At 74.4% G+C, this 26,483-nt stretch carries 22 protein-coding genes and 1 riboswitch; of the genes, 17 read left to right on the top strand and 5 right to left on the bottom strand.

The window, feature by feature from the left end:
* Window positions 1-93 precede the first annotated feature (93 nt).
* Together ABD52_RS05865 and ABD52_RS05860 are read left to right on the top strand one after the other, a co-directional pair.
* Window positions 94-606, top strand: a complete 513-nt coding sequence (locus ABD52_RS05865; RefSeq protein ID WP_030268885.1) for an acyl-CoA thioesterase — start codon at window positions 94-96, stop codon at window positions 604-606.
* Between the two features lie 3 nt (window positions 607-609).
* Complete coding sequence (locus ABD52_RS05860; RefSeq protein WP_013285791.1) at window positions 610-1,233, top strand: LysE family translocator; 624 nt, start codon at window positions 610-612, stop codon at window positions 1,231-1,233.
* Between the two features lie 87 nt (window positions 1,234-1,320).
* On the opposite strand, the gene ABD52_RS05855 is transcribed toward ABD52_RS05860, so the two are convergent.
* On the bottom strand, window positions 1,321-2,166 hold the full coding sequence (locus ABD52_RS05855) for a PrsW family glutamic-type intramembrane protease (RefSeq protein ID WP_047891077.1): 846 nt from the start codon (window positions 2,164-2,166) through the stop codon (window positions 1,321-1,323).
* A gap of 120 nt (window positions 2,167-2,286) precedes the next feature.
* Window positions 2,287-2,503: riboswitch (cobalamin riboswitch) on the top strand.
* A 177-nt stretch (window positions 2,504-2,680) separates the two neighbouring features.
* On the opposite strand from ABD52_RS05855, the gene ABD52_RS05850 reads away from it, so the two are divergent.
* Both ABD52_RS05850 and ABD52_RS05845 read left to right on the top strand, forming a co-directional pair.
* Entirely contained in the window at window positions 2,681-5,014 is a 2,334-nt protein-coding gene (locus ABD52_RS05850; RefSeq protein WP_235437367.1) for a ribonucleoside-diphosphate reductase subunit alpha, read from the top strand.
* Complete coding sequence (locus tag ABD52_RS05845) at window positions 5,005-6,033, top strand: ribonucleotide-diphosphate reductase subunit beta (RefSeq protein ID WP_013285788.1); 1,029 nt, start codon at window positions 5,005-5,007, stop codon at window positions 6,031-6,033. Before ABD52_RS05850 ends, ABD52_RS05845 begins: the two co-directional genes overlap by 10 nt.
* 21 nt (window positions 6,034-6,054) lie before the next feature.
* Here ABD52_RS05845 and ABD52_RS05840 read toward each other — a convergent pair whose 3' ends face one another.
* The 3 genes from ABD52_RS05840 to ABD52_RS05830 are packed head-to-tail and all read right to left on the bottom strand — an operon-like array spanning window position 6,055 to window position 9,982.
* Complete coding sequence (locus tag ABD52_RS05840) at window positions 6,055-7,290, bottom strand: MFS transporter (protein ID WP_047891075.1); 1,236 nt, start codon at window positions 7,288-7,290, stop codon at window positions 6,055-6,057.
* 38 nt (window positions 7,291-7,328) lie between these two features.
* Complete coding sequence (locus tag ABD52_RS05835; RefSeq protein ID WP_047891074.1) at window positions 7,329-8,768, bottom strand: condensation domain-containing protein; 1,440 nt, start codon at window positions 8,766-8,768, stop codon at window positions 7,329-7,331.
* 14 nt (window positions 8,769-8,782) lie between these two features.
* Complete coding sequence (locus tag ABD52_RS05830) at window positions 8,783-9,982, bottom strand: glycosyltransferase (RefSeq protein ID WP_235437366.1); 1,200 nt, start codon at window positions 9,980-9,982, stop codon at window positions 8,783-8,785.
* A 126-nt stretch (window positions 9,983-10,108) separates the two neighbouring features.
* Between ABD52_RS05830 and ABD52_RS05825 the strand changes: the two genes are divergently transcribed.
* From ABD52_RS05825 to ABD52_RS05765, 13 genes are all read left to right on the top strand, one after another.
* Window positions 10,109-11,383 carry a DegT/DnrJ/EryC1/StrS family aminotransferase gene (locus tag ABD52_RS05825; protein WP_235437365.1) on the top strand — a complete coding sequence of 425 codons (1,275 nt, stop codon included), beginning with the start codon at window positions 10,109-10,111 and terminating at the stop codon, window positions 11,381-11,383.
* A gap of 39 nt (window positions 11,384-11,422) precedes the next feature.
* The gene (locus ABD52_RS05820; RefSeq protein ID WP_047891071.1) at window positions 11,423-12,643 is read left to right on the top strand and encodes an inositol-3-phosphate synthase; all 1,221 of its coding nucleotides are present in this window, start codon (window positions 11,423-11,425) and stop codon (window positions 12,641-12,643) included.
* A 76-nt stretch (window positions 12,644-12,719) separates the two neighbouring features.
* Window positions 12,720-13,964 carry an acyl carrier protein gene (locus tag ABD52_RS05815; protein ID WP_030268862.1) on the top strand — a complete coding sequence of 415 codons (1,245 nt, stop codon included), beginning with the start codon at window positions 12,720-12,722 and terminating at the stop codon, window positions 13,962-13,964.
* The gene (locus tag ABD52_RS05810; RefSeq protein WP_047891070.1) at window positions 13,961-15,460 is read left to right on the top strand and encodes a class I adenylate-forming enzyme family protein; all 1,500 of its coding nucleotides are present in this window, start codon (window positions 13,961-13,963) and stop codon (window positions 15,458-15,460) included. Before ABD52_RS05815 ends, ABD52_RS05810 begins: the two co-directional genes overlap by 4 nt.
* Window positions 15,453-16,700 (top strand): decarboxylase, encoded by a 1,248-nt coding sequence (locus ABD52_RS05805; protein WP_047891082.1) that lies wholly within the window; start codon window positions 15,453-15,455, stop codon window positions 16,698-16,700. Before ABD52_RS05810 ends, ABD52_RS05805 begins: the two co-directional genes overlap by 8 nt.
* Before the next feature lie 5 nt (window positions 16,701-16,705).
* The gene (locus ABD52_RS05800) at window positions 16,706-16,960 is read left to right on the top strand and encodes a phosphopantetheine-binding protein (protein WP_047891069.1); all 255 of its coding nucleotides are present in this window, start codon (window positions 16,706-16,708) and stop codon (window positions 16,958-16,960) included.
* Window positions 16,957-18,117 (top strand): acyl-CoA dehydrogenase family protein, encoded by a 1,161-nt coding sequence (locus ABD52_RS05795; protein ID WP_047891068.1) that lies wholly within the window; start codon window positions 16,957-16,959, stop codon window positions 18,115-18,117. Before ABD52_RS05800 ends, ABD52_RS05795 begins: the two co-directional genes overlap by 4 nt.
* Entirely contained in the window at window positions 18,110-19,255 is a 1,146-nt protein-coding gene (locus ABD52_RS05790) for an acyl-CoA dehydrogenase family protein (RefSeq protein ID WP_235437364.1), read from the top strand. Before ABD52_RS05795 ends, ABD52_RS05790 begins: the two co-directional genes overlap by 8 nt.
* Window positions 19,256-19,460: 205 nt before the next feature.
* Window positions 19,461-20,813, top strand: coding sequence for an AMP-binding protein (locus ABD52_RS05785; RefSeq protein ID WP_235437363.1), 1,353 nt, complete (start codon window positions 19,461-19,463; stop codon window positions 20,811-20,813).
* Window positions 20,813-21,346 carry a flavin reductase family protein gene (locus tag ABD52_RS05780; RefSeq protein ID WP_047891066.1) on the top strand — a complete coding sequence of 178 codons (534 nt, stop codon included), beginning with the start codon at window positions 20,813-20,815 and terminating at the stop codon, window positions 21,344-21,346. The genes ABD52_RS05785 and ABD52_RS05780 overlap by 1 nt, the downstream gene beginning before the upstream one ends.
* The gene (locus ABD52_RS05775; RefSeq protein WP_047891065.1) at window positions 21,343-22,206 is read left to right on the top strand and encodes an inositol monophosphatase family protein; all 864 of its coding nucleotides are present in this window, start codon (window positions 21,343-21,345) and stop codon (window positions 22,204-22,206) included. Before ABD52_RS05780 ends, ABD52_RS05775 begins: the two co-directional genes overlap by 4 nt.
* Window positions 22,190-23,146 carry a Gfo/Idh/MocA family oxidoreductase gene (locus tag ABD52_RS05770; RefSeq protein ID WP_047891064.1) on the top strand — a complete coding sequence of 319 codons (957 nt, stop codon included), beginning with the start codon at window positions 22,190-22,192 and terminating at the stop codon, window positions 23,144-23,146. The genes ABD52_RS05775 and ABD52_RS05770 overlap by 17 nt, the downstream gene beginning before the upstream one ends.
* Window positions 23,147-23,247: 101 nt before the next feature.
* The gene (locus ABD52_RS05765) at window positions 23,248-25,098 is read left to right on the top strand and encodes an AfsR/SARP family transcriptional regulator (RefSeq protein ID WP_047891063.1); all 1,851 of its coding nucleotides are present in this window, start codon (window positions 23,248-23,250) and stop codon (window positions 25,096-25,098) included.
* A 55-nt stretch (window positions 25,099-25,153) separates the two neighbouring features.
* Here ABD52_RS05765 and ABD52_RS05760 read toward each other — a convergent pair whose 3' ends face one another.
* Window positions 25,154-26,191 (bottom strand): hypothetical protein, encoded by a 1,038-nt coding sequence (locus ABD52_RS05760; RefSeq protein ID WP_047891062.1) that lies wholly within the window; start codon window positions 26,189-26,191, stop codon window positions 25,154-25,156.
* Between the last annotated feature and the right edge of the window lie 292 nt (window positions 26,192-26,483).

Genomic DNA, 26,483 nt, shown 5'->3' with positions numbered 1-26,483 from the left:
GGGTGACACGTCGTACGCAGGGCCGTCGGCGTGTCCTCGACGTGCACACCCCGGCCGGTCGGCGGTCCGCTTCTGCGAGGACGGAACCGCACAGTGCCCGACACCATCACGCTCACCGGCCGACCACCGTCGGCCTCGCACCTGACCCTGTCGCAGATCATGGACCAGCACCACACCAACCTGATGGGCACGGTCCACGGCGGGCGGATCCTCAACCTGATCGACTCGGTCGCCGGTGTGGTCGCCGCCCGCCACTCCGACGGCCCGGCCGTCACCGCCGCCATCGACGAGACCGCGTTCCTGCGGGCGGTACGCGTCGGGGACGTGGTACACGTGGACGCCCGGATCACCTGGGCCGGCCGCAGCTCGATGGAGGTGGCGGTGAAGGTCAGCGCGGACCGGTGGGACCGCGCGGTGCCGCCGGTGGACGTGGCGACCGCGCACCTGGTGATGGTGGCGGTGGACGACGACGGGCAGCCCCGGCCGGTGCCGCCGCTGCACGCCGAGACCGACGGCGACCGGCGGCGCTACCGGGAGGCGCAGATCCGGCGCGAACACCGGCTGGCGCTGCGCCGGGCGCTGCTCGACGGCGCCGGGGAGGGCTGACCGTTGCTCGGACTGTCGGCGGCCACGCTCGCGGGTTACCTGGCCGCCATCGTGGTGCTCATGCTCACCCCGGGGCCGGACATGATGTTCGTGCTCGCCAACGCCACCCGGTACGGCCCACGGGCGGGCGCGGTGGCCGCGCTCGGGGTCGCCGCCGGGGAGGCGGTGCACGTCGCCGCCGTGGTGGCCGGGCTCGCCACGCTGATCGCCGCGTCCCCGGTGCTGTTCACCGCGATCCGGTGGGCCGGTGCGGCGTACCTCATCGTGCTGGGCCTGCGGGCGCTGCGCGGCACCGGCCGGCCCGGCGCACCGGCGGACCGGCCGGACGGCGGCGCCGGGCGGGCGTTCCGGCGCGGGCTGCTGACGAATCTGCTCAACCCGAAGATGATCCTGTTCAGTGTGGCCTTCCTGCCGCAGTTCGTCCGGCCCGAGGCGGGCCCGGTGGCGGCGCAGCTGGTGCTGCTCGGCGTGCTGTTCGTCGCGGTGCAGCTCGCCGTGGACCTGGCGCTCGGGGTGGGCGCCGGGCGGTTCGCCAGGCGGTGGGGCGACAGCCGCTGGTCACGGCGCGTCGACCGGCTCTGCGCTGTCGCCTTCGTCGCGCTCGGCGTCCGGCTGGCCGCCGGCTGAGACGCACCGGGGCGAGTGGCGGGGCGCGGTGGGGCGTCGGCAATGCCCGGGCCGGTTGATCGACTCCATCACGCCGAGGTGGCGGCATCAGAAGTGCTCCGACCCCGCCACCTCGGCGAACTGGCGATGACCATGAGGCCGGTCCCGGTTCGACTCCGCCGGCGTCCCGGACGCGGGCGGCCGCTCGCGGTCCAGGTGCAGGCGCAGCAGCACCCAGCCCAGCGACACGGCGCCGATGAACACGTACGCGGGCTGGGTGCCGAACGTGTCCCAGCAGGTGTGCAGCGTGACGGCGGCGGCGAAGGTGAGCAGGAACGCCGCCAGCTTCCGGCCGCCGGGCGCGGCGGCGAACGTGAACAGCGCGGCGGCGGTCAGCCCGGTCCAGGCCAGGTGCGCGGCGGGCGCGGTGAGACCGCGTACCAGCAGCGTCCGCTCGACCGCGCCGAGGTTGCCCTCCGACCCGACGAACGCGGCGAACGCGTAGCCCATGGTCTCCAGCGCGGCGAACCCGGCGCCGGAGGCCACGCCGATCACCAGGCCCTGCGCCGGGGACGGGTGCCGCCGCCACAGCAGCAGGATGCCGGCCGGCACGATCAGTTTGGCGGTCTCCTCGGCCAGGCCGACGAGCGCCATCGGCAGGACGCCGAGGCGGTGCAGGGTGCCGTACTCCAGCCAGCCGGCGGCGACCACGCCGACCACGCCGCCGAGGAGCGCGGCGACGCCGACGACGGAGCCGGGGACCGGGCGGCGGGCCGGCCGTCCCTGGGCGAAGGCCAGGAACGTGGCGGGTGCGACGCACGCGCCGAGCACGATCAGCGCCGGGACGAACGTGACGGTCCCGGTGCCGGCGAGTGTCTCCAGCACCAGCAGGTGAAGCCCGACGCCGACGAGCAGGACCGCCACCCACGCCCAGCGGCGTCCGGTATTCCCCATACCGCCGAGTATCGCGCCCGCCGGGTCGCGCCGGAATCGGGGGTAGGCACTGTGGACAGTGAGATCATTCCGACACGCCGACACGACATCTGGTGTTGCACGCAAGCCCTCACCGCCATATATGGTGGTGCCGCAGCTGGTTCGGCCGAGCCCTTCGGGGCGGGGCCGAGGCAAGAGGGAACCCGGTGGGAATCCGGGACTGCCCCGCAGCGGTGAGTGGGAACGACAGCCGTCAACAGCACTGGGCCACCGGCCTGGGAAGCGACGGCCGGTAGGCGACCGGCGACCCCGGTCGGGCCCGCGAGTCCGAAGACCTGCCAGCGCGCCGTACGCCTCCGCGTACGGCGGCCGGAGGTCGCGCGGGACGACCGACGCCAGCAGCCGGGCCGGCCGTGCGCCGCGCCCGTTGGCGTCTCCCGCCGTCTCCAGACGGTGACAGCGAGGAGAGGTCATGACTGTCGTGCAGGAGAGTCCCCCGTCCGGAACCGGCGGGTCCGAGACCCGCCGGCCGGCGATGCGGGTACGCAAGCGGGACGGCGACACCGAGCCGGTGGACGTCGGCAAGATCGTCCGGGCGGTCGAGCGCTGGGTCGCCGACCTGGACGAGGTGGACCCGCTGCGGGTGGCCACGAAGACGATAAGCGGGCTCTACGACGGGGCGACCACCGCCGAGCTGGACCGGTTGTCGATCCAGACCGCGGCGGAGCTGATCGGCGAGGAGCCGCAGTACTCGAAGCTGGCGGCGCGGTTGCTCGCCGCGTACGTGGACAAGGAGGTCCGCGGACAGGGCGTGGCGAGCTTCAGCCAGTCGATCGCCTACGCGCACGGGCTGGGACTGATCGGCGACGAGACGGCCGCGTTCGTGGCCCGGCACGCCCGCAAGCTCGACGACGCCGTGGACCCGGACGGCGACCTGCGGTTCGAGTACTTCGGACTGCGTACGGTGGCCGACCGCTACCTGCTGCGGCACCCGCAGTCGCGGCTGGTGGTGGAGACGCCGCAGTACTGGCTGCTGCGGGTGGCCTGCGGGCTGTCCCGCACCCCGGGCGAGGCGGTCGGCTTCTACCGGCTGATGTCCAGCCTGGCGTACCTGCCCAGCTCCCCCACGCTGTTCAACTCCGGCACCCGGCACACCCAGATGTCGTCGTGCTTCCTGGTCGACTCGCCGCGCGACGAGCTGGACTCGATCTACGAGCGGTACCACCAGGTGGCGAAGCTGTCGAAGTTCTCCGGCGGCATCGGCATCTCCTGGTCGCGGGTGCGTGGCCGGGGCGCGCTGATCCGGGGCACCAACGGCCGGTCCAACGGCATCGTGCCGTTCCTCAAGACGCTCGACGCCGGGGTGGCCGCGGTCAACCAGGGCGGCCGGCGCAAGGGCGCGGCCTGCGTCTACCTGGAGCCGTGGCACCCGGACGTGGAGGAGTTCCTGGAGCTGCGGGACAACACCGGCGAGGAGTCGCGGCGTACGCACAACCTCAACCTGGCCAACTGGATCCCGGACGAGTTCATGCGCCGGGTCGAGGCCGACGGCGAGTGGTCGCTGGTCGACCCGTCGGACGCCCCGGAACTGCCCGACCTGTACGGCGAGGCGTTCGACGCCGCGTACCGGGCGGCGGAGAAGAACGCGGTCCGCACGGTCCGGGCCCGGGACCTGTACGGGCGGATGATGCGCACGCTCGCGCAGACCGGCAACGGCTGGATGACGTTCAAGGACGCCGCGAACCGGCTGTCCAACCAGACCGGCGAGCCGGGCAACGTGATCCACCTGTCCAACCTGTGCACCGAGATCCTGGAGGTCAACGACGACGCCGAGACGGCTGTGTGCAACCTCGGCTCGGTGAACCTCGGCGCCCACGTCACCGCCGACGGCGTGGACTGGGAGCGGCTGCGCGCCACGGTCCGCACCGCCGTGGTGTTCCTCGACCGGGTGATCGACATCAACTACTACCCGGCCGAGCAGGCGGCGGCGTCGAACCCGCGCTGGCGGCCGGTCGGGCTCGGGCTGATGGGGTTGCAGGACGCGTTCTTCACGCTGCGCCTGCCGTTCGACTCGGCGCAGGCCAAGGAGCTGTCCACTCGCGTGCAGGAGGAGATCCTGCTGACCGCGCTGGAGACCTCCGCCGGGCTGGCCGAGCGGTTCGGGCCGCATCCGGCGTACCCGCAGACCCGGGCCGCGAAGGGTGACCTGCACCCGGACCTGTGGGGCGCGGAGCCGGCGCAGGCCGGACGGTGGGCGGCGCTGCGCGAGCGGATCGCCGCCCACGGGCTGCGCAACTCGCTGCTGGTGGCGATCGCGCCGACCGCCACCATCGCCTCCATCGCCGGCTGCTACGAGTGCGTGGAGCCGCAGGTGTCCAACCTGTTCAAGCGCGAGACCATGTCCGGGGAGTTCCTCCAGGTCAACACGTACCTGGTGCGGGAGCTGAAGGCGCGCGGGCTGTGGACGCCGCAGGTCCGCGACCGGATCAAGCGGGCCGAGGGTTCGGTGCAGGAAATCACCGAGTTGCCCACGCCGGTGCGGGAGCTGTTCCGCACCGCCTGGGAGCTGCCGCAGCGGGCGCTGATCGACCTGGCCGCCGCGCGGGCGCCCTTCATCGACCAGTCCCAGTCGCTGAACCTGTTCCTGAGCGCGCCGACCATCGGCAAGCTGTCCTCGATGTACCTGTACGCCTGGAAGGCCGGGCTGAAGACCACCTACTACCTGCGTTCCCGTCCCGCCACCCGCATCCAGCAGGCCACCGTCGCGCCGGTGCTCGCCCCGGTCTCCGGCGTGGTCTCCGCCGTGAGCGACGACGAGGCGCTGGCCTGTTCCCTGGAGAACCCCGAGAGCTGCGAGGTATGCCAGTGACCACCACCGCACCGACCCGGCACATGCTGCTCGACCCCGGCATGGACCTGACCCTGCGGCCGATGCGCTACCCGCGCTTCTTCGACCGGTTCAAGGACGCGATCAAGAACACCTGGACGGTCGAGGAGGTGGACCTGCACTCGGACCTCGCCGACCTGGCGAAGCTGTCCCCGGCCGAGCGGCACCTGGTGTCGCGGCTGGTGGCGTTCTTCGCCACCGGCGACACCATCGTCGCCAACAACCTGGTGCTCAACCTGTACCAGCACGTCAACTCCCCGGAGGGCCGGCTCTACCTGTCCCGGCAGCTGTTCGAGGAGGCGGTGCACGTCCAGTTCTACCTGAACCTGCTCGACACGTACGTGCCGGACGAGAAGGAACGGTTCGCCGCGTTCGACGCGGTGGAGAACATCCCGTCGATCGCCCGCAAGGCCGAGTTCTGCTTCCGGTGGATCGACTCGATCTTCGAGCTGCGCGAGCTACGGACCCGCGCGGACCGGCGGGCGTTCCTGCTCAACCTGATCTGCTTCGCCGCGTGCATCGAGGGCCTGTTCTTCTACGGCGCCTTCGCCTACGTCTACTTCCTGCGCTCCCGGGGCCTGCTCAACGGGCTGGCCTCCGGCACCAACTGGGTGTTCCGGGACGAGTCGATGCACATGGCGTTCGCCTTCGACGTGGTGGAGACCGTACGCGCCGAGGAGCCGGACCTGTTCGACGACGAGATGGAGCGGCAGGTGAAGGAGATGCTGGCCGAGGCGGTGGAGTGCGAGGTGAGCTTCGCCGAGGACCTGCTGGGGCAGGGCGTGCCCGGGATGTCACTGGCCGACATGCGCGAGTACCTCCAGCACGTGGCCGACCGGCGCCTCGCAGTGCTCGGCATCGCCCCCATGTACGGCAGCGGCAACCCGTTCGCGTTCATGGAGTTGCAGGACGTGCAGGAGCTGTCCAACTTCTTCGAGCGCCGGGTGTCGGCGTACCAGGTCGGGGTGACCGGCTCGGTCACCTTCGACGACGACTTCTGAGCGCCACCCCCGCCCCGGCCGTCACGGCCGGGGCGGGACCGGGCTCTCGCCGGGCAGCGCCGTCGCCCGGACCCGCCCGATCAGCGCCACCACGGCGATCGCCATCACGGCCACCACCACGAACGCGCTGCGCAGGTCCAGGGCGCCGGCGAGCAGGCCGATCACCGGCGCCGCGAGCAACGCGCCCGGCCACTGGCCCATCGCCACCACCGAGACGCCCTCACCCGAGGTGAGGCCCGGCTGTTCGCCGGCGAAGCCGAGCACCGTCGGGGTCACGCACGCCAGGCCGAAGCCGAGCAGTCCGAAGCCGGCCATCACCGCGGCCGGATGGGGGTACGCCACCGGCAGCGCCACGCCGACGGTGGCGACGAGCGCGGACAGCCGGACGAAGCGGATCCGCCCGAACCGGCCGGCCAGCCGGTCGCCGAACAGCCGGGCGACGGTGGCGGCCAGCGACAGGCAGGTGTACGTGGCCGCGGCGAGCACCGCGGCAGCGCCCGCGACCTCGGTTGCGTACAGCGCGCTCCACTGTGCGCCGGCCATCTCGATGAACGAGGCGAGGAACGCGATCACCGCGAGCAGCAGCAGCTGCGGGGTGAACCGGTCGCGCAGCCGCCGCCGGTCCTCGCCGTCCTTCGTCTCCTGCCGGGGCGTATCAGGCAGCCAGCGGTGCGTACCGACCAGCAGCGCTCCCAGCAGGACGCTGGTGACAGCCATCTGCGCCGACGGGGACATCCCGATCGCCGCGGCGCCGGTGCCGCAGAGGCCGCCGGCCAGCATGCCGATGCTGAAGCCGGCGTGGAAGGTGGACAGGATGGGCCGCCCGTAGCGCTTCTGCACCTCGACCGACTGGGCGTTCATCGGCGTGGCCAGCAGGTTCGCCGCGAAGCCCCAGACCGCCAGCCCGCCGACAAGCGCCACCACTGTGGTGGACGCGGCCAGCAGCGGCGCGTTGACCAGGATCAGCGCGGCCCCGGCCAGCGCCAGCCGGCGGGTGTTGATCCGGCTGATCAGCACCGCCACCACGACCAGGGAGACCAGCTCCCCGGCGTTCGTGGCGATGTTGGCCAGGCCCCAGCCGGTGTTGCCGACGCCTACCGCGTCCCGCACCTCCGGCACGCGGGCCGACCACCCGCCGATGGCCAGGCCCATGATGACGAAGAGCAGCGCCACCGACCAGCGGGCCCGTACGGCCGAGCGTGGCACCGGCGGCGCGGGCTGCTCCGTCGTGTGCTGGTTCGTCGAGGTGTCCGTCATGGTCGTCGTACCTCTCTCCGATCGGTCCGTCGGAACTCCTACCCGATCGCGTGGTCGAGGAAGCACGCACCGTCAGGAAGGTGTACCTCCGCCGGGGTGGTCCCGGAATCGGTGACGAGCGCCGAGACCACCGCGACGTAGTCGTCGACGAGCCCACGGACGAGGTCGTCGCCGAAGACACCCCGGTTGCGGATCACCACGCCGCCGGCCCGGTCGTCGTCCACCACGACGATCGGTGAGCCCCGCTTGACCCAGACGGGCAGGCATTCGGGCGGCACGTCGGCGGCGACCACCGGCGGCGGTGTGCCGGGCGCGGGCCGGGCGGTGATGTCGACCGGCTCGACCCGCAGCCCCGGGCAGTGCAGCACCGGCGACGCCGACGCGGCGGACTGGAACCAGGCGTCGAACAGGTGGTTGTCCGGCCAGGGGCGGATCGCCGCGAAGTCGTGGCGGACCGCCCGGGCCAGCCGGTGGAACGCGGTGGCGTGCGCGACGGCCTCGGCCAGCGAGGCGTGCGCGGCGTCTACCACCGCGCTCATCGGCGCGTCCGCCGCGACCGCCACGGGCAGGTAGACGTTGTTGGTGAACTGGCCGACGAGTTGCCGGGACAGCGGGCTCTCCCGGCCCAGCGTGGTGGTGCCCAGCACCACCCGGGGCCGGCCGGCCCGCCGCGACAGCAGCACCAGGTAGGCGGCGAGCAGCAGCACGTACGGGCTGGTGCGGGCCCGCCGGGCGGCCGGGCGCAGCCGCGCGGTGACCTCGGGCGGGAACGCGAAGCGGGTGGCCACCTCCGCGCTGAGCGCGACGTCCGGCGCCGGTGGCGACGCCGGGAACAACTGGTACGGCTCCACCGGCCGCAGCCGGTCCCGCCAGTACGCGGCCCGGGCGGCGGCGTCGACGCCGTTCCCGGCCTGCTCCGCCTCCTGGAGCGCGGCGAGCGCGGTGTGGTCCACGCCCAGCGGCGGCTGCGGATCGGCCGCGCCGAGCCGGGCCGCGTACGCGTGGCACAGGTCCTCCACCACGACGCGGCACGACCAGCCGTCGGAGACCATGTGGAAGAAGCAGAGCGCGAGCACGTGCTCGGTCTCGGAGAGCCGGACCAGGGCGGCCCGCCACAGCGGCGCCCGGCCGGGGTCGAACTCGTCGTTGCGGTGCGCGTACGCGATCCGCTCGACGCGGGCCTGCTGCTCGGCCGGCGGCAGGCCGGACAGGTCGACGTACTCCAGCGGCGACTCGACGTGCGGCAGGATCCGCACCTCGGGCTCCACTCCGATGCGGTCGAACCGCATCCGCAGCGCGTCGTGCCGGTCCACCACGTCCTGCATCGCCTGCCGCAGCACGTCGACCCGCAGGGTGCCCCGCAGCCGGCGGAACTCCACCACCACGAGCCGGGCGGCACCGGGACGGGCCGGGTCGAGCGCGGTCATGAACTCCCACATCATCTGCTGGCCGGGGGCCAGCGGAAACGTCGTCGGCACTGCGACTCCCTCCGTCAGGCCGCCACCGGCGGCGCGGCCACCGGCGGGACCGGTCGCCGGTCCACCTCGTCCGGCCGGCGGTCCGCCCCGTCCGGCCGGTAGTCCGTCCCGTCCGGCTGGCAGTCCGTCCCGTCCGGCTGGTAATCCGCCTCGTCCGGCTGGTAGTCCGCCTCGTCCGGCGCGCGGAAGCCGGTGAAGAGCAGGTCGGGGCGGCCGAGCCGGAGCGAGGTGACGAACGCGGCCCCGTCGAACAGCGTCTCGATCGCCGCGCAGGCCATCGACTCGGCCACCGCGCGCGGTCCCCGGTCACCGCCGAGCCGGCCGGGTGTCTTCGCGGCGATCACGGCGGCCGCGACGGCCGGTACCGCGAGCAGACTGCGCCCTCCACTGCGCCGGGCGGTGAGCAGCCCGGCCAGGGCGGTCACCGCGAGCGTGCTGGCGGTGTTGAGCACGAACCGGCGCCGGTGCGGGTGGGCGAGGCAGAGCCACTGCTCGGAGCGCCCGTACGTGGTGAACCGGTAGGCGACCGCGCGGAAGGTGTCGGCGACGCCGGTGTCGTGGGTGATCACCCCGCCCGGGTCGGTGAGCAGCGCGTAGCCGGCGTCGGTGAGCAGCAGCCCGAGGTGCAGGTCCTCCCCGCCCAGCGGCATCGGGGAGTCCTCCGGGAATCCGCCGACCGCCTCGAAGACGGAGCGCTTCAGGGCCATGTTCGCCCCGGCGCCCCAGGACACGCGCTCGTAGTGCAGCGGCCGGGTCAGGTCGCCGAGCAGCAGGTACGAGCGGCGCATCACGCGGAAGAACGCGCTGTCGCCGGGCTCGACGACCACCGGGCCGGTGACGCCGGCGACCTCCTCGCCGGAGGCGCGCAGCCGGGCCGCGTACCGGGTGATCAGATCGGCCGGCACCCGGCAGTCGGAGTCGGTGAACAGCAGCAGGTCGTAGCGGGCGTGCCGGACGCCCAGGTTCCGTTTTGCCCCGACGTGCCGGGGTCCGCGCACGTAGCGGGCGCCGTACTCGGCGCAGGCGGCGCGGTGCGCGGCGGCCGCGGCGGGCGCCGAGTCGTCGACGACCACCACCTCCACCGGCTCCGGGCAGTTCGGGGCGGCGTCGCGCAGGCTGCGGAGCTGGCGGCGCATCTCCGCCACCCGGTCCTTGACCGGGATGACGACGGAGACGCCACGCGCGACGGCGCGAGGTTCGGTCGGTTCGCCCACGGGCGATGCGGATCGGCTCATACCCCGAGGTTCGACCACCGGGATACAACACCGATACACGGCTCCGGCCGTCCCGGCTATCGCGTGTGTACCGCTGATGTATCGATGAGCATCAAGGTCGAAGGCATGACGACCTCCATCCCTCTCGACCGGCGGCTCGCCGTGGACGGTGGCCGGCCGGTCCGCCCGCCCGACCGTCCATGGCCACGCTGGCCGATCCCCGCTCCGGACGCCGCCGGCAACCTCTCCGCGGTGCTGACCGGCGGCCGGTGGGCGATCAGCAGCCCGTCGGTCGGCGACGCCGTCCTGTTCGAGCGCCGCTTCGCGGCCGACTTCGCCCGCTACGTCGGCACCCGCCACTGCGTACCCGTCGACCACGGGTCGAGCGCCCTGGTGGTGGCCCTGGAGTCACTCGGCCTCGGCTACGGCGAGACGGTGCTCGTACCGGCGCTGACCTGGACCGCCTCCGCGACCGCCGCGCTGCGCGCCGGCCTGGTCCCGGTGCTCGTCGACGTCGACCGTGACACCGGCTGCGTCGGGCCGGACGACCTCGACCTGTCGGTGGACCCGCGTGCAGTGGTCGCCGTGCACTGGGCCTCCAACATGGCCGACGTGCCGGCGCTCGACGCGGTCACGAGGCCGCGCGGCATCTCCGTCGTGGAGGACTGCGCGCAGGCCCACGGCGCCACCTGGCAGGGCCGTCAAGCCGGCTCGCTCGGCCGAATCGGCTGCTTCAGCTTCCAGCACGGCAAGGTACTCACCTGCGGTGAGGGCGGGGCCGTGGTCACCGACGACGACACGCTCGCGCCGGTGCTCCAGGAGCTGCGGGCCGACTCGCGCCGCTACCGCGGCGACCGGACGCCCCCGGGGGAACTGGACCTGGAGGAGAGCGCCGGTGTGCAGGGGGCCAACTTCTGCCTGGACGAGTTCTCCGCCGCAGTGGCCTGCGCGCAACTGACCACCCTCGACGAGCAGCACGAGGTACGCAACCACAACTACCGGCTGCTCGGCGAGCTGCTCGACGGCGTGGACGGCGTACGGCTGCTGCGACCCGCGGCGGGGCAGACGCGCATCTCGATCTACGAGGGCACGATCGTCTTCGACGAGCTGCCGGCCGGCATGGACAACGCCGCCGTGGCCGCCGCGCTCACCGCCGAGCTGAGCCGGCGGTTCTACTGCACCGACGAGCCGCTGCACCGCAGCCGGCTGCTCCAGCCGTGGACGAAGCCGCTGCTCGCGCCGCTGGCCGAACGCTTCGCGGCGATTCACCGGGAGCGCACGTACCCCAACACCGAGTGGCTCGCCGCCCACACCGTCCAGACACACCACAGCACCTTCCTCGGCGCCGAACAGGACATGGAGGACATCGCCGCCGCCGTCACCAAGGTGCTCACCCGCTGAACCGCGCCGTCCCGGCGCACCCAGAGAAGGAGTCTTCCCGTGACCGTCACCCAACGCGAGACCTCGCACGCCCCGACCCCGTCCCCCGACACGGACGCGCCCGTCGGCGTGTGGCTCAACGGCGCCCGCGGTTCGGTCGCCACCACCGCGATCACCGGTCTGCTGGCGCTGCGCGCCGGCATGGCCGACTCGACCGGCTGCGTCACCGACACCGGCATGCTGCGCGACGCGCCGCTGGCGAGCTGGAACGACCTGGTGGTCGGCGGGCACGACATCGTCGACACGCCGCTGGAGAAGAAGGCCGAGTCGCTCGTCGACTCCGGGGTCATCCCGGCGCCGGTGCTGGCCGCCGTGCGCGGCAGCCTGCCCGAGGTCGAGCAGAACCTGCGCACCGGGTACGACGCGCGTACCGAGACCGCGCCGCTGGCCGAGGTGGTCGACCGGCTGGCCGGCGACATCGAGGAGTTCCGCAGCCGTTACGGGCTGTCCCGGGTCGTCGTCATCAACGTGTCCTCGACCGAGCCGCCGGCCGACCACCGGCCCGAGTACGATGACCTGGACGCGCTGACCCGCGCCATGGCCGACCCGGACGACAAGGCGCTGCCGGCCAGCTCGGTGGTCGCGTACGCGGCGTTCCAGGCCGGTTGCGGCTTCGTCGACTTCACCCCGTCCACCGGGGCCCGGCTGCCCGCGCTGGAGATGATGGCGCAGCGGGAGCGCGTGCCGTTCGCCGGCTCCGACGGCAAGACCGGGGAGACGCTGCTGCGTACCGCCCTGGCGCCGATGTTCACCTCCCGCGCCCTGCACGTGCTCTCCTGGGCCGGGGTGAACCTGCTCGGCGGCGGCGACGGCGCGACGCTGGAGGATCCGCGCAACGCCCGCAGCAAGCTCAGCTCGAAGTCGGGCGTGCTGCCCGCGCTGCTGGGTGAGGACGTCACGGCCCCGCTGCACATCGACAACGTGCCGGACCTGGGCGACCACAAGACCGCCTGGGACCACGTCTCGTTCGAGGGGTTCCTGGGCGTCCGGATGTCCATGCAGCTGACCTGGAGCGGGGTGGACTCCACGCTGGCCGCCCCGCTCGTGCTCGACCTGGCCCGGCTGACCGCTGCGGCGCACCGGGCCGGCCACGTCGGCCCGATCGAGGAGCTGGGGTTCTTCTTCAAGGACCCGATCGGCACCGACGAGCACGCGCTGGCCGAGCAGGCGCAGGCGCTCGCCACCTGGGCCAACGGTCTGGACGGCCGCGCCGGCAGCTGACCTTCGTACCGGCCGCCGGCGCGGCACCCTCCGCGCCGGCGGCCCCGCCCCACGTACCCGCATCGAGGAGTCACCCATGTCCCACCACGTCCCGAACGCGCCGGACCGGCCGACCACGGATCCGGTGTGGACGCCGATCCTGACCGGCCTGCACGCGACCGCGCTGGACTGTCTCCAGACGAGCTTCGCCCTGCTGGCCGACCACGCGAACGGGTCCGGCAGCCACCTCGCCCTCGGCGCCCGGTACGGGTTCCGCACCCGGGACCAGGACGGCCTGGTCACAGTCGAGGCGACCTCGGACGACCGGGCCGCCGAGGCGGTCGACCTGCTGGGCCTGCGGGTCGAGGGCCGGTGGATGCAGCTCGACGGCCCGCAGGTGCGGCGGCTGTGCGCGCCCGGCCAGCCGCTCTACGTCACCGCCGACGCGTACGACCTGCCCTGGTGCCCCTACCACGAACACGAACACATGCGGCACAGCTTCCTCGTCACGGCCGCCGCGCCGGACGAGGTCACAGTGGTCGACGCGTACCACAACGACACCGCCTGGGGCCCCGCGCGTCCCGGCGTCTGGCGGCTGCCCGCCGCCGCGTTCGACACGGCGCTGGCCGGCGGCGCGCACACCCTGGCGGTGACGGCGCACCCGGCCCCGGAGATCGACGTGCCCGCCATGCTCGCCGGCAACGCCACCCGGGCCGGCCGGGCCCGCCCGGAGATCGACAACTACCTGACCCGCACCGGCGCCGCCCTGGACACCGTGGCCGGGCTGCACCGCTTCGTCCTCGACGTCTGGCTGCTGGCCCGCGCCCGCGACCTGCACGAACGCTGGCTCGCCGCGGTCGCGCCGGAGGCCGCCGCCGCGCTGGCCGGGCAGGCCGCGCGCTGGCAGCAACTCGCCACGCGCAGCTACGTGGCGCTGCGGCGGGCCCAGGCGGGCCGGCCGGCCGCGCCGGAACTGGCGGACGCGCTCGGCGAGCTGATCGCCGACCACCTGGCCGCGCTGGAGTCGATCGCCGGGCCGCCCGGCACGACCGGCGACGCCGCCGCGCCGCCCGCGCCGGAGCGGGCCGGTGACGACGGGGTACGCGCGGCGGTGCTCGGCGCGCTCGGCGACACCCTGGACCTGGACGGCTCGGCCCTGCGCACCACCGACGTGCTCCGGGAACTGCCCGGCTTCGACTCGTTCCGGCTGGTCGACGTCATCGACCGGGTCGAACGCCGGCTCGGCGTCGAGGTGCCGGCCACCGCGCTGTCAGCGGCCGACCTGCGCGACGTCGGCTCCCTGTGCGCCATGTTCGGCGCCGCCACCGGAGGTGCCCGATGAGTACCGAACTGCTGCACGACCTGCTGGACCGCACCGCCGGCGCGCGCCCCGACGCGCCCGCCGTCGGGGACGGGACCGTCGAGTTCACGTACCGTCAGGTGCGGGCCGACAGCCTGCGCCTGGCCGGCTGGCTGCGCGGGCAGGGCGTCCGGCGCGGCGACCGGGTGCTGGTGGCGCTGCCCGCCGACGCGGCCCTGCCGGCGCTGCTGTACGCGGTCGCCCGGGCCGGCGCGGTCTTCGTCGTCCTCCGGACGCCGGCCCCCGAGGTCGCCCTCGCCCACGTGCTCGACGACGCCGAACCGGGCCTGGTCCTCACCGACGACCCGGTCCTGACCGGCCTGTCCCGCGCCCGCGGCGTCCCGGTGCGCGGCGCGGTCGAGGCGCGCCGCGCCGCGTCCGGCGTGGCCATCGGCGGCGCGCCCGCCGGTCCGGCCCCGCTCGCCGTCGACCCGGTCTGCCTGATCTACACCTCCGGCAGCACCGGCATGCCGAAGGCCGTGGTGTCCACGCACGCCCAGGTCACGTTCGCGGTCCGGGCGATCCAGTCGGAGCTGCGCTACCGGCCCGACGACGTGGTGCACGTCCTGCTGCCGCCGTCGTTCGACTACGGCCTCTACCAGATCTTCCTCAGCACCGTCGCCGGCGCCCGGCTGCGCCTCGGTGATCCCGGGGACACCGGTGGCCGCCTGCTGGCGACCCTCGTCGAGTCCGGCGCCACGGTGCTGCCCTGCGTACCGTCGCTCGCGATCAACCTGCTGCGGCTGCTCGGCCGGGCCGGCGCGCCGCGCCCGCCGCTGCGCCTGCTCACCAACACCGGCGCGGCCATGCCGCCGGAGGTGCTGGCCGGCCTGCGCCGGCTGCTGCCCGGCCTGAGCGTCCAGCTGATGTTCGGCCTCACCGAGTGCAAACGCGCGGCGATCATGCCGCCGGACGCCGACCTGCGCCGGCCCGGCGCCTGCGGGCGGGCGCTACCAGGCACCGAGATCTTCACAGTCGACGCCGAGGGGCGGCGTCAGCCACCGGGCGTCCGCGGCGAGCTGGTCGTACGCGGCCCGCACGTGATGGCCGGTTACTGGCGGCGGCCCGAACTGACAGCGCAGCGCTTCCGCCGCGCCCACGGACTGTTCCCGCAGCTGCACACCGGCGACCACGGTCACGTGGACGCCGACGGGTACGTCCACTTCGCCGGCCGGCGCGACGACGTCTACAAGGAGAAGGGCACCCGGGTCAGCGCCACCGAGGTGGAGGCCGCCGCGTACCGGGTCGACGGCGTGGACGCGGCCGGGGTGCTGCCGCCGGCCGACGGCCGCGACGGCGCGACGCTGTTCGTGGTGGCCGAGCTGACCCCCGCCGACGTGCTGCGCCGGCTGCGGGAACAGCTGGAGGAGATGAAGGTGCCGGCGCGCTGCGTCGTGCTGCCCGACCTGCCGCTGACCGGCAACGGCAAGGTGGACCGGCGGGCGCTGGCCCGGCTGGCGGGTGAGCACCGTGGCTGACCTGCCCTTCGACACCCCCGCGTACCGCTACGACCTGGCCCGGGTACGCGCCAGCCACGCCACCCTGGTCGCCGCGCTACCCGCGCCCAGCCGGCTGTTCTACTCGCTCAAGGCCAACCCGCACCCGGCGCTGGTCGCGGCGCTGCACACCGCCGGCTGCGACGCCGAGATCTGTTCCCCCGGCGAACTGGCAGCGGCGCTGCGGGCCGGCGTGCCGGGCGACCGGATGCTCTACACCGGACCCGGCAAGCGCGACGCCGAGGTGACCGGGGCGGTACGCGCCGGGGTCCGCTGGTTCTCCGTCGACTCGCCGGCCGGCCTCGACCAGGCCGACCGGATCGCCGCCGCGCACGGCGTCGAAGTGCACTGCCTGCTGCGCGTGAACGACCGGGTGCCCAACCCGGGCCAGGGGCTGACCATGACCGGCGTCGCGTCGCAGTTCGGCGCCGACGTCGACTGGATCGAACAGGAACCGCAGCGGTTCCGCTCCCGCCCGTCGGCCCCGGTACGCGGATTCCACCTCTACACCGGCAGCAACGTCGACTCGGTGGACGCGCTGGTGGCCCAGTTCACCGCGGCGGCGCGTACCGCCCGGCGGCTGCGGGACCTGCTCGGCATCGACCTCACCCTGCTCGACCTCGGCGGCGGCTTCGGCGCGCCGTTCGCCCGGCCCGGCCAGAACGCGGACCTGACCGACCTCGCCGACCGGGTCGCCACGGCGCTGGACGACCTCTTCCCCGCCTGGCGCGACGGCACCCCCGAGGTGGCCTTCGAGTCGGGGCGGTTCCTCACCGCCACCGCCGGCACGCTGCTGACCCGCGTGCTGGACGTCAAGCGGTCGCAGGGCACGCCGGTGGTGGTGCTGGAGTCAGGCATCAACCACCTCGGCGGGATGTCCGGCCTGCGCCGGCTGCCGCCGCTCGTGCCCGCCCTGCACGCCGCCGACGGCCGCGACGGCGCGCCGCTGGAGGCCGCGATCGTCGCCGGGCCGCTGTGCACGCCGCTGGACACCTGGGCCCGCGCCGCGAACCTGCCCGACGTACGGCCGGGCGACGTGCTCGCCGTGCCGAACGTCGGGGCGTACGGGCTCTCGGCGAGCCTGCTGGCCTTCCTCGGCCACCCCGCGCCGGTCGAGGTCGTCTGCGACGGCGACCGCGTCGTCGAGACGTCCCGGCTGACCCTGACGCGGCACCCGGTCGACGCGCCGGGCGCCACTGCCGAAACCCGAGAAGAAAGGTGACGTCAATGAACGCCGAATTCACCGAGTTGCTCCGCCCGTTCCTCAAGTTCGCCGGCGCGGACGAGATCACCGAGGAGTCCCGCCTGCGCGACCTCGGCCTGGACTCCATGCGCGAGATCGAGCTGCTGTTCGCCATCGAGGACACGTTCGGGGTCGCCGTGCCCGACGACAAGCTCGTCGACTCCACATTCGCCACCGCCGGTGGATTGTGGAGCGTGGTCGAGGAACTGCGCACCCCGGTCGGCGGTGGTTCCCGATGACCGCGCCCGCCGGGTACGCCCCGGCCGTCGAGACCGTCGCCGACGTGGCGGCGGAGCACGCCCGGGAGGCCGACGAGAACGCCGTCTTCCCGACCGAGGCGCTGGCCGCCATGCGCCGTACCGGGCTGCTGGGGCTGCTGGTTCCCGAAGCCGAGGGCGGCGCCGGCGGTACGCTGCCGGACCTGGTCGACGTCACGCTGGCGCTGGGCCGGGTGGACATGTCGGTGGCGATGGTCTTCGCCATGCACTGCCAGCAGGTCGCCGCGATCACCGCGTACGGCGGGGAGAAGCTGCGCGCCGAGGTGCTGCCGGCGGTGGCCCGGGGCGAGCGGTATCTCGGCTCGGTCACCACCGAGGCCGGCAAGGGCGGTCACCTGATGACCGCCGAGTCGGCGCTGGAGCACGACGGCGAGATGCTGCGCGTCGACCGGCAGGCGCCGATCGTCACCGGCGGCCCGTACGCCGACGCCTTCCTGATCACCACCCGCGCCCCGGGGGCCGACTCGGCCGCCCAGGTGGACCTGGTCTACGCCGACCGGGACCAGGTGGAGATCGAGGTGACCGGCGGGTGGCGCCCGCTGGGCATGCGGGCCACGCACAGCGTCCCGATGCGGCTGCGCGGCGCGGTGCCGCAGTGGCAGGTCATCGGCGAGCACGGCGGGTTCCGGGAGATCGCCACCCGGGTCTTCGCGCCGCTGGCGCACGTGGGCTGGTCGGCGGCCTGGATCGGGGCGGCGGCCGGGGCGTACGGCCGGGTGCTGCGGCACGCCCGCAGCGAGGCGGGACGGCGGCAGTTCACCCCCTCCTCCGAGCTGGTGCTGCTCCGGCTGGCCGGCATCCGCGCCCGGCTGGACGCGGCGCACGCGCTGCTGCGGCACACCGTCTCGGTGGTCACCGACGCGCCGGACATGTCGGCGGCGCCGGTGCAACTGCTGCTCAACACGTTGAAGATCCGGGCGGCCGAGGAGTCCTTCGCCGCCGCCGACGAGCTGGTCGAGCTGACCGGCCTGCGCCACGGCTACCTGACCGACTCGCCGCTGACGCTGGAGCGCACCTTCCGGGATCTGCGCTCGGCCTCGCTGAACTACGCCAACGACCGGCTACGCCTGGCCAACGGGGCGCTGTCGCTGCGCGACCCGGGGGTGCGTCTTGCCTGAGCCGACGACGCCGACACCGCCGCCGCCGCCGACGCCGACGACGCCGACACCGCCGCCCGGGGACCAGGCCGCCTCCGTGCGGGCTGCGCTGTCCGGAGTGGACCTCGGTGATCCCGGCGCCGTGTGGCGCGCGCTGGGCGTCGCCGGGATCATCGAGGCGCTCTACCCGGACGGCGTCCAGCCGGACCCCCGGCGGCTGTCGGCGCTGCTCACCGAGCTGGACGCCCGGTGCCCGCTCGGCGTGACGCTGTCGGTCTGCGTCCAGGTCGCCACAGTGCTGCCGCTGCTGGCCGGCGCGACCGGCCCGGCGGAGACCGCGCGACGCGGGATGCTGCGCGGCGAGACGGTGGTGGCGCTGGCCGTCACCGACGCCGCCGGGTCGGGCTCGGACCTGCTCGACGCCACGACCGGGGTGAAGCCCGGCGACGACGGCGCCGTCCTGGACGGCGGCAAGGACTGGATCACCAACGCGACGAGCTGCGATGCGGCGCTGGTGCTGGCCCGGCACCGCGAGGCGCGGCACTTCACCAGCTTCTGCTGGGTGCTGGTGCCCGCCGCCGCGCCCGGCGTGACTGCCGAGTCCGCCGGCCGGGCGTTCGCCGGGTCCGGCGCGGGCCACCTGCGCTTCGCCGGCGTCGCGCTCGACCCGGACGCCGTGCTGGGCCGCCCCGGCCGGGCGCTGGCCGGGTTCGCCCGGCAGGTCGGCGTCGAACGGATCGCCGGAGCGCTGTGGGCCCGGGCGATGTGCCACCGGATGCTGGCCGGCCTGCACGACTGGCTGCGGCGGCGGCCGGCCGGGACGGGCACGCTGTGGGACCGCCCGGCGGTCCGCGAGCGGTACGCCCGGTGCCTGGTCGCCACGCACCAGCTCGACGCGCTGTGCGCGCCGCTGCTGGACGCGCCGGCGGCCGTCCCGTCCGCGGTCACCGGGATGCTGCTCAAGGTCAGCGCCGCCGAGACCGTGGACCGGGTCGCCGCCGAGGCGGTGCGCCTGCGCGGCGCGGACGCGTTCCGCGACGGCGGGGAGGCGCAGCTGCGCACCGAGGCGGCCATGTTCGGCATCGCCGGTGGCGCCACCGGCGCGATGCTCGCCGGCATCGCCGACCACGCCGACGAACTGGCGGGCGCGGTGACCTGAGCGCGGCGTCCCGCGCGCGGCGGCGCCGGAAGACCGATCGACGACAGCACAGTGAAGGGAGCAACGCCGTGAGTCTCTACTCCTGGTTCGAGCGGACCGTCGAACGCGTGCCCGAGGCGGTCGCGCTGGAGGTCGGCGGGGAGCCGGTGACCTACCGCCGGCTGCGCGACCTCGCCGACGGCCTCGCCGGGCGGATCCACGCGAGGTGGGCCACCGCCCGCGCGCGGTCGGCCTGCTGGCCGCCCGCAGCCTGCCCGCGTACGCCGGTTATCTGGCCGCGCTGCGCGCCGGAGCGGTGGTGGTGCCGCTCAACCCGGCCTTCCCACCGGCCCGCACCGCCCGGCTGTGCCGGGACGCGGGCGTGGACGCGCTCGTGGTCGACGACGCGGGCGCGGCGACCGCGGCGCAGGTCGCGGGCGACGCGGTGACGGTACGCCTCGACGGCGCGCCCGCCGCCCCGCCGCCGGCCGCGCCGGTGGCGCCGGACGACGTGGCGTACCTGCTGTTCACGTCCGGCTCGACCGGGCGGCCCAAGGGCGTGCCGGTCCGGCACCGCAACGTGGACGCGTTCCTCGCGTACTGCCGGGACCGCTACCCGGTCGGTCCGGGTGACCGGCTGTCGCAGACCTTCGACCTGACCTTCGACCCGTCCGTGTTCGACATGTTCGTCGCCTGGGGCGGCGGCGCCACGCTCGTGGTGCCGCAGCCGGACGAGGTGCTGACGCCGGTGCGGTTCGTCAACGAACGACGGATCACGCACTGGTTCTCGGTGCCCTCGGTGGTCTCGCTGGCCCGCCGGATGCGGATGCTCTCCCCCGGCGCCATGCCCGGCCTGCGGCACAGCCTCTTCGCCGGCGAGCCGCTGACGCTGGAGCAGGCGCGGGCGTGGGCGGCGGCGGCGCCGGGCAGCGTGGTGGAGAACCTCTACGGTCCCACCGAGCTGACCGTGACGTGCACCGGTCACCGGCTGCCGGCGGATCCGGCGGCCTGGCCGGCCACCTCCAACGGCACCGTCCCGATCGGCGACGCGCACCCCGGGCTGCACGCGATCCTGCGCGCCGAGGACGGCACCGTCGCTGTCGACGACGGTGAGCTGTGCGTGCACGGGCCGCAGCGGTTCGACGGCTACCTCGACCCGGCCGACGACGAGGGCCGGTTCGTCACGTACGCGGACCGCCGGTACTACCGCACCGGTGACCGGGTCCGCCGCGAGCGCGGCACGTTCGTGCACCACGGGCGCCTGGACGACCAGGTGAAGCTGCGCGGCTACCGGATCGAGCTGGGCGAGATCGAGATGGTCCTGCGCGGCCACCCGGGGGTGCAGGACGCGGTGGTGCTGGCGTTCGGCACGGGCGACGACGTCTCCCTGCGCGCTGTCTACACCGGCGCCGCCGGGATCACCGACGAGCTGACCCGCAGGTGCGCCGAGCACCTGCCCGCCTACATGGTGCCGGCGCGGATCCACCACGTGGCCGCGCTGCCCACGAACGCCAACGGCAAGACCGACCGGCGGCGGGCCGCCGACCTGGTCGGCAGCGCGACGAGAGGAGCACGGTGATGACCGGCACAGGGAACGGACAGGACCAGGAGCGGGCGTTCCGGTCGGTGGCCGGGCGCTTCGCCACCGGGGTGGCGGTGGCGACCGCCGTCGGGCCCGACGGCCCGGTGGGGATGACCGTCAACTCGTTCACCACCGTGTCGCTGTCGCCCCGGATGCTGCTGGTCTGCCTGCGGCGGGACTGCCGGCTGCTCGGCGCGGTGCGTCGTACCGGCCGGTTCGCGGTGACTGTGCTCGGCGACGACCAGCGCGAGGAGGCGGCCTGGTTCGCCAGCCGGGGCCGCCCGGCGGGCGCCGACGGCTTCGCGGGTGTGGCCTACGACGACGAGCGGGCGACCGGCTGCCCGCGGCTGACCGACGGGGTGGCGTACTTCGGCTGCGAGGCGGTCTCCGCCGACCCGGCCGGGGACCACGCGGTACTGATGGGCGCGGTCCGCTCGGCGGGCCTGCTCCGGCCGACGCCGCCGCTGCTGTTCGTGGACGGCGACTACGCGCGGCTCGCCGCGCCGCGGGAAGCGCAGGTGGCGCGATGAGCATCAGTGCCGCTCCCGGCGACCTGCGCCACCTGAGCCTGCGCGCGGCGCGGGCCGGTGCGGACGCGATCCGCGAGGCGCGGGGCCGGGGCCTGCAGACCGAACACAAGGGCGGCGCGGCCCAGGATCCGGTGACCAGCGCCGACCACGCCAGCGAGCGGGCCATCCTCGGCCTGCTCGCCCGCGACCGGCCGCAGGACGCCGTCCTGGCCGAGGAGTCCGGGGCCAGCGACGGCTGTTCCGGCCTGCGCTGGATCGTCGACCCGCTCGACGGCACGCTGAACTTCAGCCACGGCGCGAGCCGCTACGCGGTCAGCATCGCGGTGGCGACCGGCTGCGACGTGGGCGACGGGCAGGTGGTCGCGGCCACCGTCCTGCAACCGGCCACCGGCGCCTGCCTGGTGCTCGACGACGGCGGCGCGCTCGACGGCGACGCCCCGGTCGCGGTCAACCGCGAGGCCGAGCCGGGGCACGCCCTGGTGGCGTTCGCGGTACCGAACGCGCCCGGTCCGCGGCGGCGGGCGTACCAGGCGCTCGTCGGCGTCGCGCCGCGCGTCGCCGACCTGCGCAACACCGGCTCCACCGTCTGCGACCTGGCCGCCGTGGCCCGCGGGGAACTGGACGCGTTCCTCAGCTTCGACCCCGCGCCGTGGGACATCGCGGCCGGGGCCGCGCTGGTGGAGGCCGCCGGCGGCGTGAGCCGGCGGTGGCGCCACGACGGGTTCGAGGTGTTCGGCACCGGCGCGCCGGCCGTGGTGGCCGCGCTGGCCGGCTGGCTGGGCGACAGCCGCACGGACGGCCGCGACGGCACCGACGGCACCGACGAGGAGAGGGGAAGCGACGATGACCGGCAGCGATGAGTTCCGGCTGGCGCTGGTGGGAGCGGGCCGGATGGGCCACCACCACCTGCGGGCCCTGGCCGACCACCCGGCGGTCCGGATCCGGTACGTGGTCGACCCGGTTCCGGCGGCACGGGAGGCGGTCGCCGCGGGCGGGCTGCCCGCGTATCCGAGCGTGGAGGACCTGCTCACGGACGCCGTGCCGGACGGTCTGCTGGTGACCGCGCCCACCGGACGGCACGGCGCGCTGGTCGCGGCCGCGGCCAAGGCCGGGCTGCCGGTGCTGTGCGAGAAGCCGGCCGGGCTCGACCCGGCCGAGGCGGCCGAGGCGGGGCGGGTGGCCGCCGCCGCCGGGATCCCGTTCCAGGTCGCCTACTGGCGCCGGTTCGTCCCGCAGCTGCACCGGCTGCGGGAGCGGATCGCCGGCGGCGAACTGGGCGAGGTCCTGTTCGTGGCCGCGGCGCAGTGGGACGGCGAGCCGCCGGCGGCGGCGTTCCGCACCGGCAGCGGCGGGATCTTCGTGGACATGGGCGTGCACGAGTTCGACCAGATCCGGTGGCTGACCGGGCAGGAGGTCGACCGCGTCGCGGTGCAGCCGGCCGGGCCGGTCACCGACCCGGCGGTACGCGGCCGGGACGTGGACAGCGCCCAGGCGTTGCTCGGCCTGTCCGGCGGCGGCACCGCACTGGTCTCGCTCGGCCGGCACCACCGGGGCGGCGACATGGCGACGGTGGAGGTCTTCGGCACCCGGGACCACGAGCGGCTGACCTTCCTCGACCCGGCCGACGGGGACGCCACCATGTACGCGGCCCTGGCCCGCCAGGCGGAGGACTTCGCCGGGCTGGTCCGGGAGGGCCGGTCGGCGGGCGCCGGGGTGGCGGACGCGGTGGCGGTGCTCGACGCGGCGCGGCGGGCGACGGCGCAACTCACCCGGGGTCACGAAGTACACACCGATCGGTGACTACTTGCACCATCTGGGAGCGCGGTATTCCCCAGCCGAAGGTGGGAAATCCATCGGTACACCACACTGTGGACGGTACTGCGGAGCGGGGGAATGCATCGATGCGGTTCAGTGTTCTCGGCCCGCTGACAGTTCATGTGGACGACCGCCCGGTCACGCTCACCGGCACCAAGCCCCGCCTCCTGCTCGCCGTGCTGCTGCTGAGCCCGGGGCGCACGGTCGCCACCTCCCGGCTGGTCGACGGCCTGTGGCCGGACTCGCCGCCCGCTTCGGCGGTACGCAACCTGCGCACGTACGTGCACCGGCTGCGGCAGGCGCTGGACCGCGGCGGCGACTCGGCCGGCCGGCTGGTCCACGACGGCACCGGCTACCACCTGCGGGTCGACGAGGACGAGTTGGACCTGCTGCGGTTCCGGCGTCTCGCCGACGAGGCACGCCGGGCCGCGCGGGGGGACCGGCCGGAGGCCGCCGCCGACCTGTTCGACCGGGCGGTCGAGCTGTGGGGCGGGCACCCGCTGGAGGACCTGGCGGATCCGGGCACCGACCTGGGCGCGACCGTAACGGCGTTGCGGGAGCAGCACCGGGAGATGACGACCGAGCTGATCGACCTGCGCCTGCGGCTGGGCCAGCCGGCCCGGGTCATCCCGTCGCTGCGCCGGCTGGTGGCCGAGGAGCCGCTGGACGAACGCCGGCAGGCGCAGCTGGTGACCGCGCTGACGCAGGAGGGACGCGTGGCCGAGGCGCTGGCCGTCTACCAGCAGGCCCGGCGCGGCATCGTCGACGAACTGGGCGTCGACCCCGGTCCCACGCTCCAGGGCGCCCTCCACACGGCGCTGGACGCGGACTCCGCCGAGGTCCGCCCGTCGGCCGGCCGGCCGCCGGCCGCCGGCGCCGGGCCCGCGTCGCCGCCCGGCCCGCCGCCGAGCCCGCAGGCCCTGCCGATGAAGCCGCCGTCCCTGGTCGGCCGGGACACCACCGCGGGCCAGCTGCGCGCGATCGCCGAGGGGATCGCCGACCCGGCCGACGCCGACGAGCACGCCGGGGTCGTGCTCGTCTCCGGCGCGCCGGGCGTCGGCAAGTCCTCGTTCTCCGTGACCAGCGGGTACGACCTGGCCGATCTCTTCCCCGACGGTCAGCTCTTCGTCAGCTTCGACAGCGGCGACGAGCCGCCGCGCGGCAGCGGGGAGCTGATCCGGGAGCTGCTGGTCGAGCTGGGCGTGCCGCTCACCGACGTGTCCGAGGACATCCGGGAACGCTCCGCCGCGCTGCGCTGCGCGCTCGCCGGCCGGCGGCTGCTGCTCATCATCGACGACGTCGACTGCGCGCAGCAGGTGCGCCCGCTGCTGCCCGGGGCGGGCCGCAGCCTGGTGCTGATCAACAGCCGGCAGCGCCTGCTGGACCTGGACGTGGGCTGGCGGTTGACGCTCGGCTCGCTCGACCGGGCCGACGCGGTGGAGCTGCTGGCCACGATCGCGGGCGAGCGCCGGGTACGCGAGCAGCCGGAGGTGTTCGGCCGGATCGCCGCGGCCTGCGACCAGCTGCCGCTGGCCCTGCGGATCGTCGGCAGCCGGCTCGTCACCCAGCCCGACGTCGCCCTGCCTGGCTTCGCCGCGCATCTCGAGGACGAGGAGAACCGGCTGTCGGAGCTGTCCGTCGGGGACATCTCGGTGCGCGACAGCCTCTCGGTCAGCTACCAGGCGCTGGACGTGGACGCCCGCTTGGCGCTGCACGCGCTGGCCCGCGCCGACTCGTTCATCACCCCGGCCAGCGCGGTGGAGATCCTGCGCCTGCCCCGGCAGCAGGCCAACCGGATGGTGGAGCACCTGATCCAGCACAACCTGCTGGTGCCGGTCGACTCCTGCGCCCCGGCCGAGCGCTTCCATCTGCCGGAGTTGCTGCGGCTCTTCGCCCGCGAGTGCGTGGAGACGCACGGCCGGCCGCTTCCGGCCTGAACACCGATCGCGGTGTGCGGGTCGGTGAGACCCGCACACCGCGATCCGGGTGTGGCTACTTGAGGAAGCGGTCCAGCGCGGCCTCGATGGTGCCGCTGTCCGGGGACGCGTACGACTTCATCGTCACCTTGTTGTAGGAGATGAAGCTCGGGCACCGGGCGGCGGGCGCGGTCACCGTGCCGCCGTCGCCGACCTTCTCGCCGGTCTTGGCGGCGTGGAAGGTCAGGGTGTACCGCGAGGAGATGTAGTCGACCGTGACGACCTTGTCCTCGCTGTTCTTGTACTGGCACTTCTTCGGCGTGCCCTCGCTGCCCTCGACCATCTTGAGGCAGCCGATGACGGACACCGTGGCGAAGTCGGCCGACTTCGCGTAGTACGGCTTGGCCGAGCTGATCGTCTTCTGCGACCAGAACGACGGCCGGTCCGGGGAGTTGGAGAAGACGTACGCCTTCGAGCCCGCCGGCGCGGTGTACGGCGCGGCGTTGAGGATCGCTCCCCCGTCGCAGACCGCCGACATCTCGCTGGCGTACCGCGCGGTGATCGAGTCGTTGTTGGTGGGCCCGTCCGGCCCGGTCGACTCCGGCCCACCCGCACTGGGGGTCGCGGACGGGCTGTTGTCCGGCCCGGGGGTGGCGCTGCCCGAGGCCACCGGCTTCGGGTCCTCCTCGTCGCCGTTGAAGGCGACGTAGGCGAGGCCGCCGCCGCAGCACAGCAGCGTCAGCGTGACCGCACCGGCGGCGAGGCCGACGATGAGGCCCTTGCTCTTGCCGCCGCTGGGAGGCGGGGTGGGCGCGTACGGCGCCGGCTGCCCGGGGTAGCCCGGCTGGCCGGGGAACGGCGCCGCGGGCTGCGCGCCGTAGGGAGCGCCCGACCCGGGCTGAGCGCCGTACGGCGCACCCGACGCGGGCTGGGCGCCGTAGGGAGCGCCCGACCCGGGCTGGGCGCCGTACGGGGCACCCGACGCCGGCTGCGAACCGTAGGGCGCACCGGAGGCCGGCTGCGCGCCGTACGGGGCGTTCGGGTCGGGCTGGTTGCCCCACGCTCCGGCGTTCGGGTCCGGATAGCCTCCGTAGGGAGGGTGATTGTCACTCATCTGAGGTTCTTCCACCTGTCGTCCGTGGTTCCGGCGATCAACCACCCCGCAGCGTAATGACGCCTGCAAATTCACGATCGCCGACACTCGATGCGTTCTTCACCAGCCGTGCCGGGGTCACTCCGGTGCGTGCGTGCCCGGATCCGGCATCCGGCCGCCCATCAGGCGCGACGCGCCGGGGACCGTTGTGACGCAACGGATCGACCGTTCGACGCCGGACCTGTACCCGACATCACCGACGCCGAAAAGTGTGACGTACGCGACACCTCTGGCCGACCGGAGGGACGGCGGC

The sequence above is a fragment of the Micromonospora sp. RV43 genome (assembly GCF_001029515.1).
Lineage (GTDB): Bacteria > Actinomycetota > Actinomycetes > Mycobacteriales > Micromonosporaceae > Micromonospora > Micromonospora aurantiaca.
Note: the sequence above shows the minus strand (reverse complement) of the source record. Positions and strands in the feature narration are given on the sequence as shown.

What these genes read in the sequence shown, in the direction of transcription:
- ABD52_RS05855 (WP_047891077.1), bottom strand. Translation starts at nt 2,166, where the DNA reads ATGGGGAATACCGGACGCCGCTGGGCGTGGGTGGCGGTCCTGCTCGTC.
- ABD52_RS05850 (WP_235437367.1), top strand. Translation starts at nt 2,681, where the DNA reads ATGCGGGTACGCAAGCGGGACGGCGACACCGAGCCGGTGGACGTCGGC.
- ABD52_RS05845 (WP_013285788.1), top strand. Translation starts at nt 5,005, where the DNA reads ATGCCAGTGACCACCACCGCACCGACCCGGCACATGCTGCTCGACCCC.
- ABD52_RS05840 (WP_047891075.1), bottom strand. Translation starts at nt 7,290, where the DNA reads ATGACGGACACCTCGACGAACCAGCACACGACGGAGCAGCCCGCGCCG.
- ABD52_RS05825 (WP_235437365.1), top strand. Translation starts at nt 10,109, where the DNA reads ATGACGACCTCCATCCCTCTCGACCGGCGGCTCGCCGTGGACGGTGGC.
- ABD52_RS05815 (WP_030268862.1), top strand. Translation starts at nt 12,720, where the DNA reads ATGTCCCACCACGTCCCGAACGCGCCGGACCGGCCGACCACGGATCCG.
- ABD52_RS05810 (WP_047891070.1), top strand. Translation starts at nt 13,961, where the DNA reads ATGAGTACCGAACTGCTGCACGACCTGCTGGACCGCACCGCCGGCGCG.
- ABD52_RS05800 (WP_047891069.1), top strand. Translation starts at nt 16,706, where the DNA reads ATGAACGCCGAATTCACCGAGTTGCTCCGCCCGTTCCTCAAGTTCGCC.
- ABD52_RS05795 (WP_047891068.1), top strand. Translation starts at nt 16,957, where the DNA reads ATGACCGCGCCCGCCGGGTACGCCCCGGCCGTCGAGACCGTCGCCGAC.
- ABD52_RS05780 (WP_047891066.1), top strand. Translation starts at nt 20,813, where the DNA reads ATGACCGGCACAGGGAACGGACAGGACCAGGAGCGGGCGTTCCGGTCG.
- ABD52_RS05775 (WP_047891065.1), top strand. Translation starts at nt 21,343, where the DNA reads ATGAGCATCAGTGCCGCTCCCGGCGACCTGCGCCACCTGAGCCTGCGC.
- ABD52_RS05770 (WP_047891064.1), top strand. Translation starts at nt 22,190, where the DNA reads ATGACCGGCAGCGATGAGTTCCGGCTGGCGCTGGTGGGAGCGGGCCGG.
- ABD52_RS05765 (WP_047891063.1), top strand. Translation starts at nt 23,248, where the DNA reads ATGCGGTTCAGTGTTCTCGGCCCGCTGACAGTTCATGTGGACGACCGC.
- ABD52_RS05760 (WP_047891062.1), bottom strand. Translation starts at nt 26,191, where the DNA reads ATGAGTGACAATCACCCTCCCTACGGAGGCTATCCGGACCCGAACGCC.